At 28.8% G+C, this 15762-nt stretch carries 10 protein-coding genes and 1 pseudogene; 8 read left to right on the top strand and 3 right to left on the bottom strand.

The genetic code is table 11. The features are described 5' to 3' along the window. Positions 1-25: 25 nt before the first annotated feature. The 4 genes from SJY17_RS10690 to SJY17_RS10675 all read left to right on the top strand — a co-directional run bounded on the left by SJY17_RS10690 (position 26) and on the right by SJY17_RS10675 (position 4801). Positions 26-1063, top strand: coding sequence for a glutaminyl-peptide cyclotransferase (locus SJY17_RS10690; protein ID WP_397362548.1), 1038 nt, complete (start codon positions 26-28; stop codon positions 1061-1063). 88 nt (positions 1064-1151) lie between these two features. Next, complete coding sequence (locus SJY17_RS10685; protein WP_397362547.1) at positions 1152-2228, top strand: carboxypeptidase-like regulatory domain-containing protein; 1077 nt, start codon at positions 1152-1154, stop codon at positions 2226-2228. 74 nt (positions 2229-2302) lie between these two features. Continuing rightward, positions 2303-3865: a hypothetical protein gene (locus tag SJY17_RS10680; RefSeq protein WP_397362546.1), complete on the top strand. Its 1563-nt coding sequence runs from the start codon at positions 2303-2305 to the stop codon at positions 3863-3865. 123 nt (positions 3866-3988) lie between these two features. Then, a complete protein-coding gene (locus SJY17_RS10675) occupies positions 3989-4801 on the top strand; it encodes a hypothetical protein (protein WP_397362545.1) in 813 nt (270 codons plus the stop codon). A 131-nt stretch (positions 4802-4932) separates the two neighbouring features. Here the strand turns inward: SJY17_RS10675 and glyA are convergent. Next, positions 4933-6208 (bottom strand): annotated as a pseudogene (gene glyA, locus SJY17_RS10670) (serine hydroxymethyltransferase). Positions 6209-6317: 109 nt separating this feature from the next. On the opposite strand from glyA, the gene fahA reads away from it, so the two are divergent. The 4 genes from fahA (at position 6318) to SJY17_RS10650 (ending at position 13694) form a co-directional block, all read left to right on the top strand. Then, positions 6318-7610 (top strand): fumarylacetoacetase, encoded by a 1293-nt coding sequence (fahA, locus tag SJY17_RS10665; protein WP_397362544.1) that lies wholly within the window; start codon positions 6318-6320, stop codon positions 7608-7610. Positions 7611-7728: 118 nt separating this feature from the next. Next, positions 7729-8910, top strand: coding sequence for a hypothetical protein (locus SJY17_RS10660; RefSeq protein WP_397362543.1), 1182 nt, complete (start codon positions 7729-7731; stop codon positions 8908-8910). Between the two features lie 187 nt (positions 8911-9097). After that, a complete protein-coding gene (locus SJY17_RS10655) occupies positions 9098-11197 on the top strand; it encodes a hypothetical protein (protein WP_397362542.1) in 2100 nt (699 codons plus the stop codon). A gap of 97 nt (positions 11198-11294) precedes the next feature. After that, complete coding sequence (locus SJY17_RS10650; RefSeq protein WP_397362541.1) at positions 11295-13694, top strand: hypothetical protein; 2400 nt, start codon at positions 11295-11297, stop codon at positions 13692-13694. A 6-nt stretch (positions 13695-13700) separates the two neighbouring features. Here the strand turns inward: SJY17_RS10650 and ytxJ are convergent, their stop codons facing one another. Then, the gene (gene ytxJ, locus SJY17_RS10645; protein WP_397362540.1) at positions 13701-14087 is read right to left on the bottom strand and encodes a bacillithiol system redox-active protein YtxJ; all 387 of its coding nucleotides are present in this window, start codon (positions 14085-14087) and stop codon (positions 13701-13703) included. Positions 14088-14125: 38 nt separating this feature from the next. Next, positions 14126-15733: a family 16 glycosylhydrolase gene (locus SJY17_RS10640; protein WP_397362539.1), complete on the bottom strand. Its 1608-nt coding sequence runs from the start codon at positions 15731-15733 to the stop codon at positions 14126-14128. Positions 15734-15762: the final 29 nt, after the last annotated feature.

Below are 15762 nucleotides of genomic sequence, written 5' to 3'. Positions count from 1 at the left end.
ACTTGCTCTCAAATTAGTTTACAAAATGAAAACATATAAACACCTTACAATCATATTTTTAGCAATAGTACTAATAGCTTGTGGTGCTAATATAGAAGAGCAAAAAAAGAGTTTTTCTGTAACTACTAATGCGCAAAATGGTACAATTAGCATAGATAAAACCTTAGAATTAGCGCTTAAAAACCCTAAAAACTTAGAAGTTTCTTCTATAAACTATGAGTTAGACGGAAAAACAATTGAAGCAAAACAACCACTTTTAGGTTTTAAATTAGGAGAACATGTTTTGAAAACTACAGTTAATTTTAATGGAGAAAAAGCAATTGTCAACCAAACAATTTCATTATTAAGCGATACAGCTCCAAAAGTTTTATCCTTAGAAATTGTAAACACTTATCCACACGATAAAACCTCTTTTACCCAAGGGTTAGAGTTTTATAATGGTGTTTTATATGAAAGTACTGGTCAACGTGGCGAATCTAAAATTAGAAAAATAGACTATAAAACTGGAGATGTTATTGCAGAAACTGCAATTCCAGATGCTTTTTTTGGAGAAGGAATCACTGTACTAAATAATATAGTTTATCATTTAACTTGGCAAGGCAAAAAAGGATTTACTTATGATGCAACTACCTTGAAAAAGAAAAGTAGCTTTAACTATGGACAAAGTAAAGAAGGTTGGGGATTTTGTAACGATGGATCAAAACTGTTTAAAAGTGATGGTACAAGCTTAATTTGGACATTAAATCCAGAAACTTTAATAGAAGAAGATCATATACAAGTGTATTCTAACAAAGGTAAGTATGGACGACTAAACGAAATAGAATGGGCTAACAACAAATTATATGCTAACATTTGGGAAAAAAATGGAATTGCTGTTATTAATCCAAAAAATGGAGCAGTTCAGGCTGTTTTAAACTGTACACCTCTAACAAAGCAAATTTCTAACTTTTCTATCAGCGAAAATTGCCTTAACGGAATTGCTTATAATCCTGATACAAAAACCTTTTTCTTAACAGGAAAGCGTTGGGACAAATTATTTGAGGTAAAAATTATTGAAAAGTAAAGTTAACTCACTCAAAAGTAGCGTTTACTCATTTTAGGTTTTAAAATACTATTTCTTTTTGGTTATTTGATGTATTAATCAAACCACCATGAGAAAAGAAATTAAAGTCACTATTCCAGAACCTTGTCACGAAGATTGGAACCTAATGACACCTAAAGATCAAGGACGTCATTGCAAAGTTTGCGAAAAAACTGTTGTTGATTTTACAAACAAAACAGACGAATATATTGTCAAAACTTATGAAAGAGAAGCAAAACTTTGTGGACGTTTTAAAGACAATCAATTAGACAGACCTTTAGCGTATAGTAGAAAAGACAGCAATAACTTTTTAGCAGTTGCTAGTACAGCACTACTAGCCTATCTCTCTTTTGGGACAAGTACTAGTTATGCACAAGGCAAACCAATTGCAGATACAACTTCTGTATCTACAACAACCCAAATTAAAGGAAAAATAGCGCGTTCTATATTACAAAACAAAGTGGTTTCTGGTCGTGTTATTGGTATTAACAACCAACCACTTGCAAGTGTTCAGGTTGTAGAAAAAGGTACTAACAATCTTACTGTTACAGATAAAAATGGCAATTATACTATAAAAACTAGCAGAACTGCAACCTTGGTTTTTACTTATCCTGATTATCAAGAATATGAAATATTAGTTGAATATAACAACTCTATTTCTGTAGAAATGGTTAGGAACGATTATAAAGTTAATCTTAGTAAAAAAATTACTATCTCTGGAGTTATTTCAGATGAAAACGGTTTACCACTTCCCTCTGCTACAATTGTTGAAATAGGCACAAATAATGGTGTTGCAACAGATTTTGATGGTAATTACAGTATAGAAATTAACGAAAGTGCTGAAATAGAAGTTAGTTATGTTGGATACAAAACTAAAAATCATAAAATTGAAAACGCAAATACAATAAACATTAGTTTAGAACCAGACAATACTTTAGAAACTGTTATTGTTGGAGGAGCCTTTTCTATTTATTATTCTGATGGAGAAATAGTTGAACCTGCATTAACTCCAGAAGAATTAGCAGAACAAAAACGTTTAAACGAAATAAGAAAAGACAACAATAAAAAATTCTATTTAAGAAAATTTAAAGAAGCAAGAGCAGAAAGAAAACGTAAACGTCAAGAAAGACGCAATAAAAAGAATTAAAACTTTTACAACTTCATAATAATTGTACTATAAAAAAGTTATATTTTAGTCAACCAAAGTTACAATTACAATTTATGAAGCGTACGCTATATTTTATCTGCTGTCTTGGATTTATTTTATTATGGAGTTCTTGCCGAAAAGACTTTGTTTTTGAACCAAGTACAGGAACCTTAGGATTCTCTAAAGACACAGTATATCTAGATACTATTTTTACAAATATAGGCTCTAGCACATACAATTTAAAAGTATATAATAATAGTAATGAGGATATCTCTATTCCAAATGTGCAATTACAAAATGGAGAAACCTCTGGTTACCGCTTAAATGTAGATGGTCAAGATGGAAAAAGCTTTAATAATGTACAATTATTAGCCAAAGACAGCCTTTTTATCTTTATTGAAACTACTTTTAATACAGATGCCGAACCTTTGTTTGGTAACGAGTTTTTATACACAGACAAAATTTTATTTGATACAGGCGAAAACCAACAAGATGTAGATTTAGTCACTTTAGTTAAAGATGCTAATTTTATTTATCCAGATAAAGATAATACTACTGGAATTATAGAAACATTGACTTTAACAATAAATGGTCAACCTGTTGAAACCGAAATACAAGGCAGAGAGTTACTTCCTGAAGAACTAACATTTACTAACGAAAAACCATATGTTGTTTATGGCTATGCAGCTGTACCAACTGGTCAAACCTTAACTGTAAATGCTGGAGCACGTGTGCATTTTCATGCAAATTCTGGATTATTAGTTAGCGAAGGTGCTACATTAAATATAAATGGAGCATTAAGTAACGATCAAGACCTTTTGGAAAACGAAGTTATTTTTGAAGGCGACCGTTTAGAACCTTTATTTAGTGATGTACCTGGACAATGGGGAACTATTTGGTTGTTTGAAGGCAGTCAAAATAACACTATAAATCATGCTACTATAAAAAACGCAACAGTTGGTATTTTATCAGATGGTAATGCTAATGCAGTAATGGATAAATTAACCATTACCAACTCGCAAATATATAATGTAAGTACGTTTGGTATTTTAGGACGTAATACCTCAATTAAAGCAGATAATATTGTACTAAATAATGCTGGACAAGCTAGTTTTGGTGCTACACTTGGTGGAAAATACAACGTCACGCACTCTACAATTGCTAATTATTGGAACAGTAGTTTTAGACAATTTCCAGCGCTTTTAATTAATAATTTTGTTCTGGATGAAGACAATACAGCTTTTTTATCAGAGTTAACAGAAGCTAATTTTAATAATTGCATCATCTACGGAAATGATAACCCTGAGTTATTAATTGATGAAATCCAGGATGAAGTCAGTCCAATTCCGTTTAATTTTAAGTTTACAAATTGCTTATTACGTTTTGAAGATAACAACAACTTTTTTAGTAGTGAAAATTATGATTTTGATGACACCACACACTATGAAGGAATGGTATTTAACCAAGATCCAGACTTTAGAGATGCTAATGAAAACGACCTGATTATTGGTGACGATTCTGCAGCAAATGGACAAGGTAACGCTGTGTTTTCAACACAAGTACCAAATGATATTTTAGGTATTAGCAGAACTACTAGTCCAGATTTAGGCGCTTATCAGCATATTACATTTGAGTAATCATAGCTAATAATTTCTTAAAACCTTAATATTATTTTTTAGTTAAATCAAAATATGAGAACTTTACTTCTATTAATAATTTTACTTACATCATATTTAGGTTTATGCCAAAAAATTGAGAAATTGACAAAAGAAAGTTTAAAACTTGAACTTGCTCAATTTTTAGTAGAAAAGAATGAAATCTCTAGCATTGAAGATGTTATTAGTTTTCGTGGTATTTATAAAAAACAAATTGAAGAGAAACCTGAAAATGGAATTTATGTATTCAATAATGGTTCTTCTCACTGTCTATCTTTTTTTGTTATTGTTGACAAAAATTCATTTAACATTTTAGATATTTCTACCTTACAAGGACTAAAAGACTCAATTGCTTTAACGTTAGAATTTGCTATTAAACAAAAATATTGTACCGAAATAACTAATAATTATATTTCAAAATTAATAAATGTTTATTCTACCATAAATAAAAACCCAAGACGAAGTTTGGATCTAAATTGTGAATTTGAGTTAAAGTCAACAAAAAGTATTTATGATATAAAATCTTTAAAACTAAAACTTGCTGAATTTCTTGTAAGACAAAACGAAATTAAGAATATTGATTATTATTTTAAAAATGAGTTGTTTTTAATAATTGAAACATTAGAAATGTATTACGGAATAGATAAAGAAAAAAATATAAATTGTGGCGTTTATTCATTCGCATATTTAAATGATGATTATAATGAAAAACACTATTATGTAATTGTAAACGAAGATTGGATAGAAATATTCGAAACAGTTAGTTCAGAAAACTTATTTACTGGAATTAATAAAATATTAGATTTTGCAGAAAACCACAAATATTGTCATTTAAAAACAGGACAGATTATCGAAAAATTAATCGAATATAAATATTCAGAAAGCTGTTATTCTAATTCAGAATTTAAATTACCTTAAATTTAATTACATTCATCTCGATACAATTTTTATACTTCAAAAATCACTCGATGTGACGATAACACAATAAAAAAAGCCTGCTATAATTAGCAGGCTTTTTTTTCCGCGAAAGCGAAATTATATTTTATAATCTAAGCTACAAAAAGAGGTAACTCGCTCATCATAGCATTAACTTTTACTGCTATTTGGTCAAGCATATCTTCATTTTCATGGTTTTGTATAACTTGATCTATTAAATCAACGATAGCTTCCATTTCATTTTCTTTTAATCCTCTTGTTGTTATTGCAGCAGTACCAACTCTAATTCCTGAGGTTACAAATGGTGACTTGTCATCAAAAGGCACCATGTTTTTATTAACAGTAATATCTGCTTTTACCAACGCTTTTTCGGCATCTTTACCAGTAATATTTTTATTACGTAAGTCAATTAACATCATGTGGTTGTCTGTTCCTCCAGAGATAATCTTATAATCACGTTTTACAAATGCTTCTGCCATAGCTGCTGCATTTTTTTTAACCTGTAGCATATAATGCATAAATGGTTCTGTTAACGCTTCTCCAAAAGCAATAGCTTTAGCAGCAATAATATGCTCTAATGGTTCATCCTTGATTTCCTGGAAATACTCCAGAGTCTAAAAGAGACGACATTTTACGTAAGTTTCCGTTTTTTAGTTTTATTCCAAATGGGTTGTCAAAATCTTTTCCCATCATAATCATTCCTCCTCTTGGCCCACGTAATGTTTTATGTGTTGTAGTGGTTACAATATGGCAATGTGGTATTGGATCGTTTAAAATACCTTTTGCAATTAATCCTGCTGGATGAGAGATGTCAGCCATTAAAATTGCTCCTACACTATCTGCTATGGTTCTAAAACGCTTAAAATCTATATCTCTAGAATACGCAGAAGCACCAGCAATAATTAGCTTAGGCTGTTCTTTAGTTGCTATTTCTTGGATTTTATCATAGTTTAATACTCCTGTTTCCTCCTCTACTCCATAAAATACTGGATCGTATAATTTTCCGGAAAAATTAACTGGAGAACCATGCGTTAAGTGTCCACCATGTGATAAATCAAATCCTAAAATCTTATCACCTGGTTTTAAGCATGCATGATACACTGCTGTATTGGCTTGACTACCAGAGTGTGGTTGTACATTTACATAAGCAGCACCAAATAACGTTTTAGCACGATCAATTGCTAATTGTTCTACTTCGTCAACTACTTCGCAACCACCATAATAACGCTTTCCAGGATATCCTTCGGCATATTTATTAGTTAATACAGAACCTGCAGCTTCCATAACTTGGTCGCTTACAAAGTTTTCTGATGCTATTAATTCTAGACCATGTAATTGGCGTTCTTTTTCGGCTTGGATTAATTCAAAAATCTGTTCGTCGCGTTGCATATTTTATTAGAGTTAAATTTTTACCAAAAATAAGAAATACTAGTTGTAAATAATTGAAAAAACTTATATTTACTTATAATTTATAAACAACAAATCAACAATTTTAGATATGCCATTATCCGCTAATAATCCAGATAGAAAATCGTGGTTGCACGTCGATAAAAACTCGGATTTCCCCATTCAAAACATTCCTTTTGGAGTCTTTTTAACTAGAGATGACATCATAACTATTGGAACACGTATTGGTGATACTGCAATAGATTTAGGTGCTTTGCACCAATTAGGATACTTTAAAAACATCCCATTAACGGATGATATTTTTCTTCAAGATACTTTAAACGATTTTATTGCTGATGGACGCAAAACTTGGCGATTAGTAAGAAATAGAATTGCAGAAATTTTTGACGCAGAAAATGATTCGCTTAAAAACAGTGTAAAACATAAAGAGATTGTACTATTCCGATTAGACGAAATTGAAATGCAATTACCAGTACAAATTGGAGATTACACAGATTTTTACTCTAGTATAGATCATGCTACCAATGTTGGTACTATGTTTAGAGATCCAGATAATGCATTGTTACCAAACTGGTTACATATTCCTGTTGGATACCATGGTAGAAGTAGCTCTGTAATCCCTTCAGGAATTCCAGTACATAGACCACAAGGTCAAACATTACCTGCTGGAGCAGCAGAACCTGTTTTTGGACCAAGTAAATTAGTTGATTTTGAATTAGAAATGGCGTTTATAACAACAGATGCTAATGATTTAGGAGAGCCAATTCCTGTTAACGAAGCTGAAGAATACATCTTTGGTTTAGTGCTATTTAACGATTGGTCTGCACGAGATATCCAAAAATGGGAATACGTACCATTAGGACCATTTTTAGCTAAAAACTTTGCGTCGTCAATTTCTCCTTGGATTGTGACTTTAGATGCTTTACAACCATACAAAATTGATAATCCTAAACCTATTAAAAAACAGTTACCATATTTACAACAGTCTGGTAAAAAAAGTTATGATATAAATTTAGAAGTAGCAATACAACCAGAAAAAGCTAAAGAAACTGTAGTTAGTAAGTCTAACTTTAAACATATGTATTGGAGCATGTCTCAGCAATTAGCACATCACACTATAAATGGTTGTCCAGTAAACTCTGGAGACATGATGGGAAGTGGTACTATTTCTGGACCAACGCCTGACAGTTATGGATCTATGTTAGAATTATCTTGGAGAGGAGAAAAACCTGTAAAAATGAATGATGGTTCTGAGCGTAAATTTATTAATGATAACGATACAGTTATCATGAGAGGGTTTTGCGAAAAAGACGGAACACGTATTGGTTTTGGAGAAGTAAAAACAAAACTTCTACCAGTTTTTGAGCCTAAAAAACACAAATAGCAACATACTAATTATCAAATAGTTAACCCTTTAATTTTAAAATTAAAGGGTTTCTTTTTTTGGTTTGGCACAAGTATTGAAATATACTTAATATAGAAACCAATTAAATCCAAAAAAGATGAAAAAATTTACACTTATTGCACTGGTTCTTCTGGTACTAACATCTTGTGTTGGAAGAAAGCAAATCGAAAAACAATTACATTCTGGTAATTATGATTTAGCCATTAGTAATGCTTTAAAAAAGCTAGAAAACAATAAAGATAAAAAGCGTAAGCAAAGTTATATTTTAATGCTTCAGGATGCTTATTATAAAGTTGTTGCTGAAGACCATAATAATTTAAACCATTTAACAAAAGATGGTAATCCAGAATTGTTTGAAACAATTTATAATACATATTTAGATTTAGACTCACGTCAAAATGCTATTAAACGTGTTATGCCATTACAAATTAGTGGAAAGACATTAGAACTTAATTTTAGTGATTATACAGACGAAATTATAGATTATAGAGCTAAAGTATCTGACTATAAGTACACACAAGCTTTAGAGTTAGTACAAACTAATGATAAGTATAACAATCGTGAAGCGTATAAGTTGTTAAGCGAAATTGAACATATTAATGCTAATTATAAAGATGTTAGACAGTTAATGGATAATGCGCATTTTAATGGAACTGACTTTGTTTTAGTATCTATTGAAAATGAAACTAGACAAATCATACCACAACGTTTAGAAGCAGATTTATTAAACTTTAGCACCTATGGTTTAGATCAATTCTGGACAACATATCATGCAAATACAGATGCTACTATAGATTATGATTATGCAATGCAACTACAATTAAGACGTATTAATGTGTCTCCAGAACATGTTACTGAAAGACAATTACTGCGTAAAAAAAACATTGTTGATGGATGGGAATATGTTTTAGATACAAACGGAAACGTAGTACAAGACAGTTTAGGTAATGATGTTAAACAAGATAAAATTGTAACTATAAAAGCTAGATTTTTTGAGGTAAATCAATTAAAATCTACTCAAGTAATTGCAAGAGTAGTTTACACAGACTTAAAACAAAACCAAATATTAGATAATTTTTCAATAGATAGCGAGTTTGTTTTTGAAAATACCTTTGGAACCGTTAGAGGAGACAGAAGAGCTTTAACTAGTCAAGATTTACAATTACTTAAAAACAGACAAATACGTTTCCCTAGTAACGAGCAAATGGTTTATGATACTGGTGAAGACCTGAAGTATAAATTAAAAGATATTATAAACAGTTATAGTTTTAGAGGTTAAAACTAAAAAACTCCCAAATTACTTTGGGAGTTTTTTATAAATGTTCAGTTTTAGGATAAATAACTAAAAACAATTATTTATACAAACAAGATATTGCTTTCTACAAGAAATAGAATAAAATTAATAATTACTAACTTTATTAAGGCATAAAATTTGATGCTCATCTTTTTATTAAAAACTAATTCTTATGCGCTATTTTACTTTAATTTTTATTTTTTTTATTTCACTTTCAAGTTTTTCTCAAGAGGATATTAAAAAATCTCCAATATCATCTATAGATAATAATGAGTATTTTCATAATTATCAAATTGAAAACTTCTATCTACACACCAATAAAAACATCTACTTTACTGAAGAAAGCATTTTTTTTAAGGCTTATGTAGTAAGTGAAGCTAACAACCATCCTAATTTACAAACAACCAACCTTCATATTAATCTTTATGATTTTGATAACAAATTAGTGTTAAGCCATTTGTTTTATGTCGAAAAAGGTAAATCTCATGGTTCTATCAAATTACCTAAAGATTTAAAATCTGGCCAATATACATTACAATTAAATACGCAATGGAATAGAAATTTTAAAGAAGGTTCTAATTTTTCTATTCAGATTCAAAACCTAAAAGACTCAAATACTACTTTAACTACTACAAATACAATATTAAATGAAGTTGATAATGAAAATAAAAAGCAATTAACATCAAAAAAAACTGACTTTATATTATTAGAAAGCAATTCTAAAAAAGCTGATGTTGTTAATTTTAAATTAAGGACCAGTAAAGAAACAATAGAAAAAAAAGAGAACAAATTTGTTTATGCTGCACTTCATAAAAATGGATTTGTAAGCACTACAGCACCTTTTAACTTATCAAAAAACGTACTAACTTATAATTTAAACTTTTTTAAAACAGACCTATTTGATGGGTTAAATACCATTTCTATATTTGATACAGATAATAAATTATTAGCAGAAAAGAGTTTTAATTATAAAGCGGAAAAACAAGTTGATATTTTAGCAAAAAAAGTAAATCAAACTAAAGACTCACTAACCTTAGATTTAAACCTAATTAATGTTTATAAAGAAGCTAATGTAAGTATTAGTGTGCTTCATAAAGATAGTAAAGTTATAGATTATAGTTCAAACATTATAACCACATTATGTAATCAAAACGATGTAAAAAGGTTTCCTTATCAATCTATTTCTAAAAAAACACTTTTATTTGATAACGAAAAAGGTTTAAAACTAAAAGGCTACATAAATACTCCAATAGAAAATCCAGCTGATCATAAAGTTATGTTTTTTACAAATAGTAATAATACAATTTTAACTTATCAATTAAGTTCAGATAAAAACTTTGAGTTTAAGAATTTATCAGTCGCACATCCTTCAGATTATGTCCTTACTTTAATGGATAAAAAAGGAGAACCTAAAGACGGACAGTTTTATATATATAATATTTCAACCAGCTATATTCCAGATAGTATTTTAAAAATGTCTAAAGTTAAAACTGTTTTAGAAACAGAAATAGATAATACAAAAACTGTTACAAAAAAGCTAAAAAATATTGAACTACCAATATCTAAAGATATAGAACTATTAGATGAAATAGTTTTAAAGAACATTGAAAACAAAAAGGCAGAGCAGATTAAAAAAATTAAAAAAGAAAATCCTTTTTTAGGTATAAACGCTGGTCATTCAAGAGAATATTTAATTGATCCTGAAAAAGATTTTATAACTCTTGAACAATACTTAAGAACAAAAATATCTGGCTTACGTGTTGTATATGATGGACCTAGAGTTTATGTTTATAACATAAGAAGAAGCGGATTAAACTTAGAACCAAGCTTAATTGGCATCTCATTAGATGGAATAAACATAGGTCAAAATGGTGGTTTAATTAATCCTAATCAAAGTGTAGCAGATTTTGAATTAATATCTGTTAATCTTAGTGGTCTTGGTAATGGTATAAGAGCGGAAAATGGTATTATTCATTTAATAAGTAGAAAAGGTTCTAATTTAAAAACAAATAATATATCAAAATCTAAAACATATAAAACAACTAATGGCTATAATATAAATCAAGAAACCTTAGAAGATAGCAATTTATTTTACCCAAATAAAACCTCAGAAAACTCTTTTAGTACCATTGACTGGATTCCAAATGTTAACCTAGACCCAAACAAATCTAACATAGTCAAAATAAAAAAGTCAGAAAATCAAAACGTAAAACTTATAATTAATGGCATTAGTGATGATGGAGACTTAATCTATAAGATAATAGACTTGTAGAATTTATACAACTGTTTAATTATAAAAAATTAGAATTATAATTTAGCGTAGTTTATTTAATATAAATCATTAATTTTAAACTATACTTTAAAACCAAATGCGTCATACTACTATAATTATTGCTTTGTTAGTTAGTTTTCTTTCTTTTTGTCAAGAAAATATTGATGAAAATCTTATAGAAACTATTGCTAATAATAGCTATCTACATAATTATAATATTGAAAATTTTTATTTACACACTAATAAAAACTACTATTTTTCCGAAGAAAATATAGACTTTAAAGCTTATGTAGTAAACGAAATTAATAATAAGCCAAACTTAGAAACCACAAATCTTCATATTAATCTTTACGATTTTGATAATAAACTAGTATTAAGTCACTTATTTCATGTCAAAGACGGAAAATCATTTGGTACTATCAAATTACCTAAAGATTTAAAATCTGGAGAATATATTTTACAATTAGACACACAATGGAATAGAAATTTTAAGGAAGGGTCCAATTTTTCAATTACAATTAAAAACTTAAATGAAATAAGTAATAATAGCACTAATGCAACTATAAAAAATACAACTAATATTAATAATACTAAACTAAATAATTTACCAATCACCTTTTTTACTAAAAGTGGAATTTTGTTAAAAAACACAGAAAATACTATATATTTTAAACTAAAAAATAAGGACGATGCTTATGTAGTTGGAGGCATTGTAGATAATAAATTAGGAAGAGAAATAGCAAAAATTATTGCTATTAATAATGATTATGCAAAATGTAATTTTTTTTACGACTCAGATTATACTGCAGTTTTCTATCATGACGATAAAGACAAAAAAATTAAATTACCAGCTGCAAAAAAAATAGGCTTTGCTCTTCTAAAAAGTGCTTTAAATAATAATGAAGTCATTAATTTTCAATTAAAAACTAATCGTGAGACCATTATAAATAAAAAAAACAAGTTTATATATGCAGTACTACATAAAAAAGGATATTTAAAAACTAAAGCTTCTTTTAACTTATCAGAAAACATTCAAAACTATAATTTCAACATATTAAAAGCAGATTTATTTAATGGTACAAACACAATAAGCATATTTGATAATCAAAATAAAATTATAGCCGAAAAATCTTTTTATTATAAAAATAATCTACAAATAGATGTATCTGCAAAAATTATAGAGCAAAAAAAAGACTCTGCAATTATAAATTTAAAACTAAATAATTATTATAAAAAATCAAATATCAGCATTAGCGTAATACACAAGGATAATGAGGTTGTTGATTATAATTCTAAGATTACAAACACACTAAGTGATAAAATTGTTGTTTTTAACACACCAGAAGGTATAGATCCATTTTTTAACAAAAAAAATCTTGGGAATAGTTTTATTTATCAAAAAAAAACTAAACAAAAATTATTGTATGATAAAGAATTTGGAATAAGATTAAAAGGACAATTAAATAGTACTTTAAAAAACCCAACAAATTATCAAGTTACATTGTCTTCCAATACCAATAATATTTTTACTTCAACAAGTTTAAATGCAGATAAAACATTTAAATTCAATAAGTTATATTTAACACATCCTTCAGAATTTGCATTATTACTACTAAATAAAAATGGAAAGTCTCAAGAAGCTCGGTTTTATGTTTATAATCATTATGTAGATTACCAAGCAAATAACATGTTGAAGAGCCGTAAAATAAAAACTAATTTTTCTACTATTTTAGATAGTATAAAAACACCTTTAAAAACTAGTCTAAATATAGATTTACCATTATCTAAAGATGCAGAACTATTGGATGAGGTTGTTTTAGATAATATTAAAAAGAGGGAGCAAAAAAGAATTAAAGAGATTAAAAAAGAAAATCCCTTTTTGGCAATAAATGCAGGTCATTCTAGAGATTATTTAATAGATCCAAATCAAAACTTTATGACACTTGAACAATATTTAAGAACCATACAAGGTATACGTGTATATAATGACACATCATTTGTACGTGTATTAAACAAAAGGATGGGAAATGGATTAAATAATGGCACTAATAATCTAGTTAGTATTTCAATAGATAATACATTTGTATCTCAAGAAATTGGAGGATTACCAAATCCCTTTAGGCCTGTTACAGACTTTGAATTAATATCTGTTAACTTAAGTGGTCTTGGTAATGGTACTAGGTATGAAAATGGAATAATTAATTTAATAACCAGAAAAGGTAAATCTGTTAGCAATAAAAATCAAATTTCAAAAGTATATAAAACTAGCAATGGGTTTAATAAAAACCAACAAGATATTACTGAAAACAGTTTGTTTTTTCCCAATAAATCTTCAAAAAATGCTTTTAGCACATTGGATTGGTTACCAGATATAACTTTAAATCCAAACACATCAAATATTATCAAAATTAAGAAACCAAAAACTGAACACGTCAGGCTTATCATTAACGGAATTAGTGATGATGGAGATTTAATTTATAAGATAATAGATTTATAAAATAAATTATAAAAATTTAGCTAAATCAATCTCATTAATCGCTCCATGGCTTGCATGAGCAACCACTACTCCATTTTTAATCACTATTAACTGTGGACTTTGGTGCATTACTTGAAACTTGTATCCAACTTCGTTAGACACCTCTCTGTAATTTAATAAATCAAGATAATATAAATCTAAATTTCCTTCAATATCAAAAGCATCAGTAAATTGGTTAAGTACCATGCTACTTATTCCGCAACGTGTTGAATGTTTAAAAACAACCTGTGTTTTACCTACAGACAGCTTTTCTATTTCATTTAACTGATTTAAATCCGTTAAAGGTTTCCAAGGTAGTATCTTTTCTTCTTTTGGTTCTTTTGAACCTCCTAATATGTTTTTTAAAAATCCCATAGTTTAAAGGTCGTATATTCCTTATAAACTTACAAGAATTATTTTTTTATAAACTTAACGGTTTTAGATGTTCCATTATTAAATACCAATTTCATAAAATATAAACCAGAACCTAAAGACGAAACGTTATAAACAAGTCTAGTTCCATTTACTTCAAATTGTTGTTGTTTTACTAAACGACCACTAACATCCAAAATTTGCAATTCTCCTTGTAGTTGATTAGTATCATTAATTTGAATATTTAAATCGCTACTTGTTGGATTTGGATAAGCAAAAACTTTTTTATCAACATCAATACCAGAAACAGACAAAGTGCTTTCTTGATACACTCTTACATAATCTATAACCATAGCACTTTCTGTAAAATTAGGGTCAATACTAGGTTGTATTGCAATATTTAATAACAAATATTGATCTGCATCAAAAGGCCATGTACTAGCATCTTTTATCGCTGGATTATATGTGTAATGTATAACTCCATCCACACTAAATACCATTTTTTCTGGTGTCCAAGTTAATGTATAAACATGAAAATCTGACGATGCTGTAGCTATTGTTTGCCCACCATGATTAACTGTGTTACCAGAACTAGAAGGTGTATGCATAGCACTTTGTACAAAGTTTTGATTACTTCCCCAATGCTCCATAATATCAATTTCTCCACAAGCAGGCCAACTTGTAGTTCCATTACCTTGGATATCCCAATAACCACCATCTTCGTTTATGTTTTTGCCTAGCATCCAAATAGCTGGCCAAGTACCAACTCCTGTAGGTAGTTTAGCTCTTACTTCTACTTTACCATAAGTAAATGCAAACTTAGAGTTTAACCTTGCTGAGGTGTATTGTTTTGTGTATCCTTGGTTTGTGTAAGTTTCTTTTTTAGCTAAAATATTTAAAAACCCACCATTTACAAAAGCATTATCAATACGGTTTGTATAATGTTGTATTTCGCCATTATACCAACTTCCTCCATTAGGCAATTGGGTTTGATGATGCCAATTAGAATTGCTAATTGCTCCATTTGTATCAAACTCGTCAGACCAAACTAAATTATCATAAATTGGATCGTTACTAGTGGTTTCATAAAACAAAACATCATCTATATAAGCAATAACTGCATCAAAGTTATTTTCTCCATTAACCTGTATAACGACTCTATTAAAATCTATTCTCTGTGAAGGTGGTAAGGAAGTTTGATCAAGGTTTACATAATTGTCTTCATCAAAATTAAAGGTTACTTCTTGCCAAGCGTCTAATACTAAAGGTTTAATAATTTCACTTTGTGTTGTCCAAGGTTGTGCTATTGTACCATCTTGAAGCTTTAAAGACACTTGGTTGTTTTGCGTTCCAGTTAATCCGCTTGAAGGCAAGTATATTTTTAAAGAAAACGTATTTTTAAGTGAAAAATCAAAATTACTTCCCACATCAAATCTAACATTAGCATATTGTCCACCAATGTCACTATATTCTAAAACTGTATTTGAAGTATTTATTGATTGAGAATATGGATTTGCATAATTATAATTCATTCCACAATTATCTCCAAACCAACTAGTAATAGTTCCACTACCTTCAAAATCGTCTTGCACAACCTGTGCATTAATAGTAACACTTAATAAAAAAAACAATAAATAAAATTGACGCATAATATTAATTTTACTCAAAACTATGAGTA

The organism is Olleya sp. R77988, assembly GCF_044594215.1.
Taxonomy (GTDB): domain Bacteria; phylum Bacteroidota; class Bacteroidia; order Flavobacteriales; family Flavobacteriaceae; genus Olleya.
Note: the sequence above shows the minus strand (reverse complement) of the source record. Positions and strands in the feature narration are given on the sequence as shown.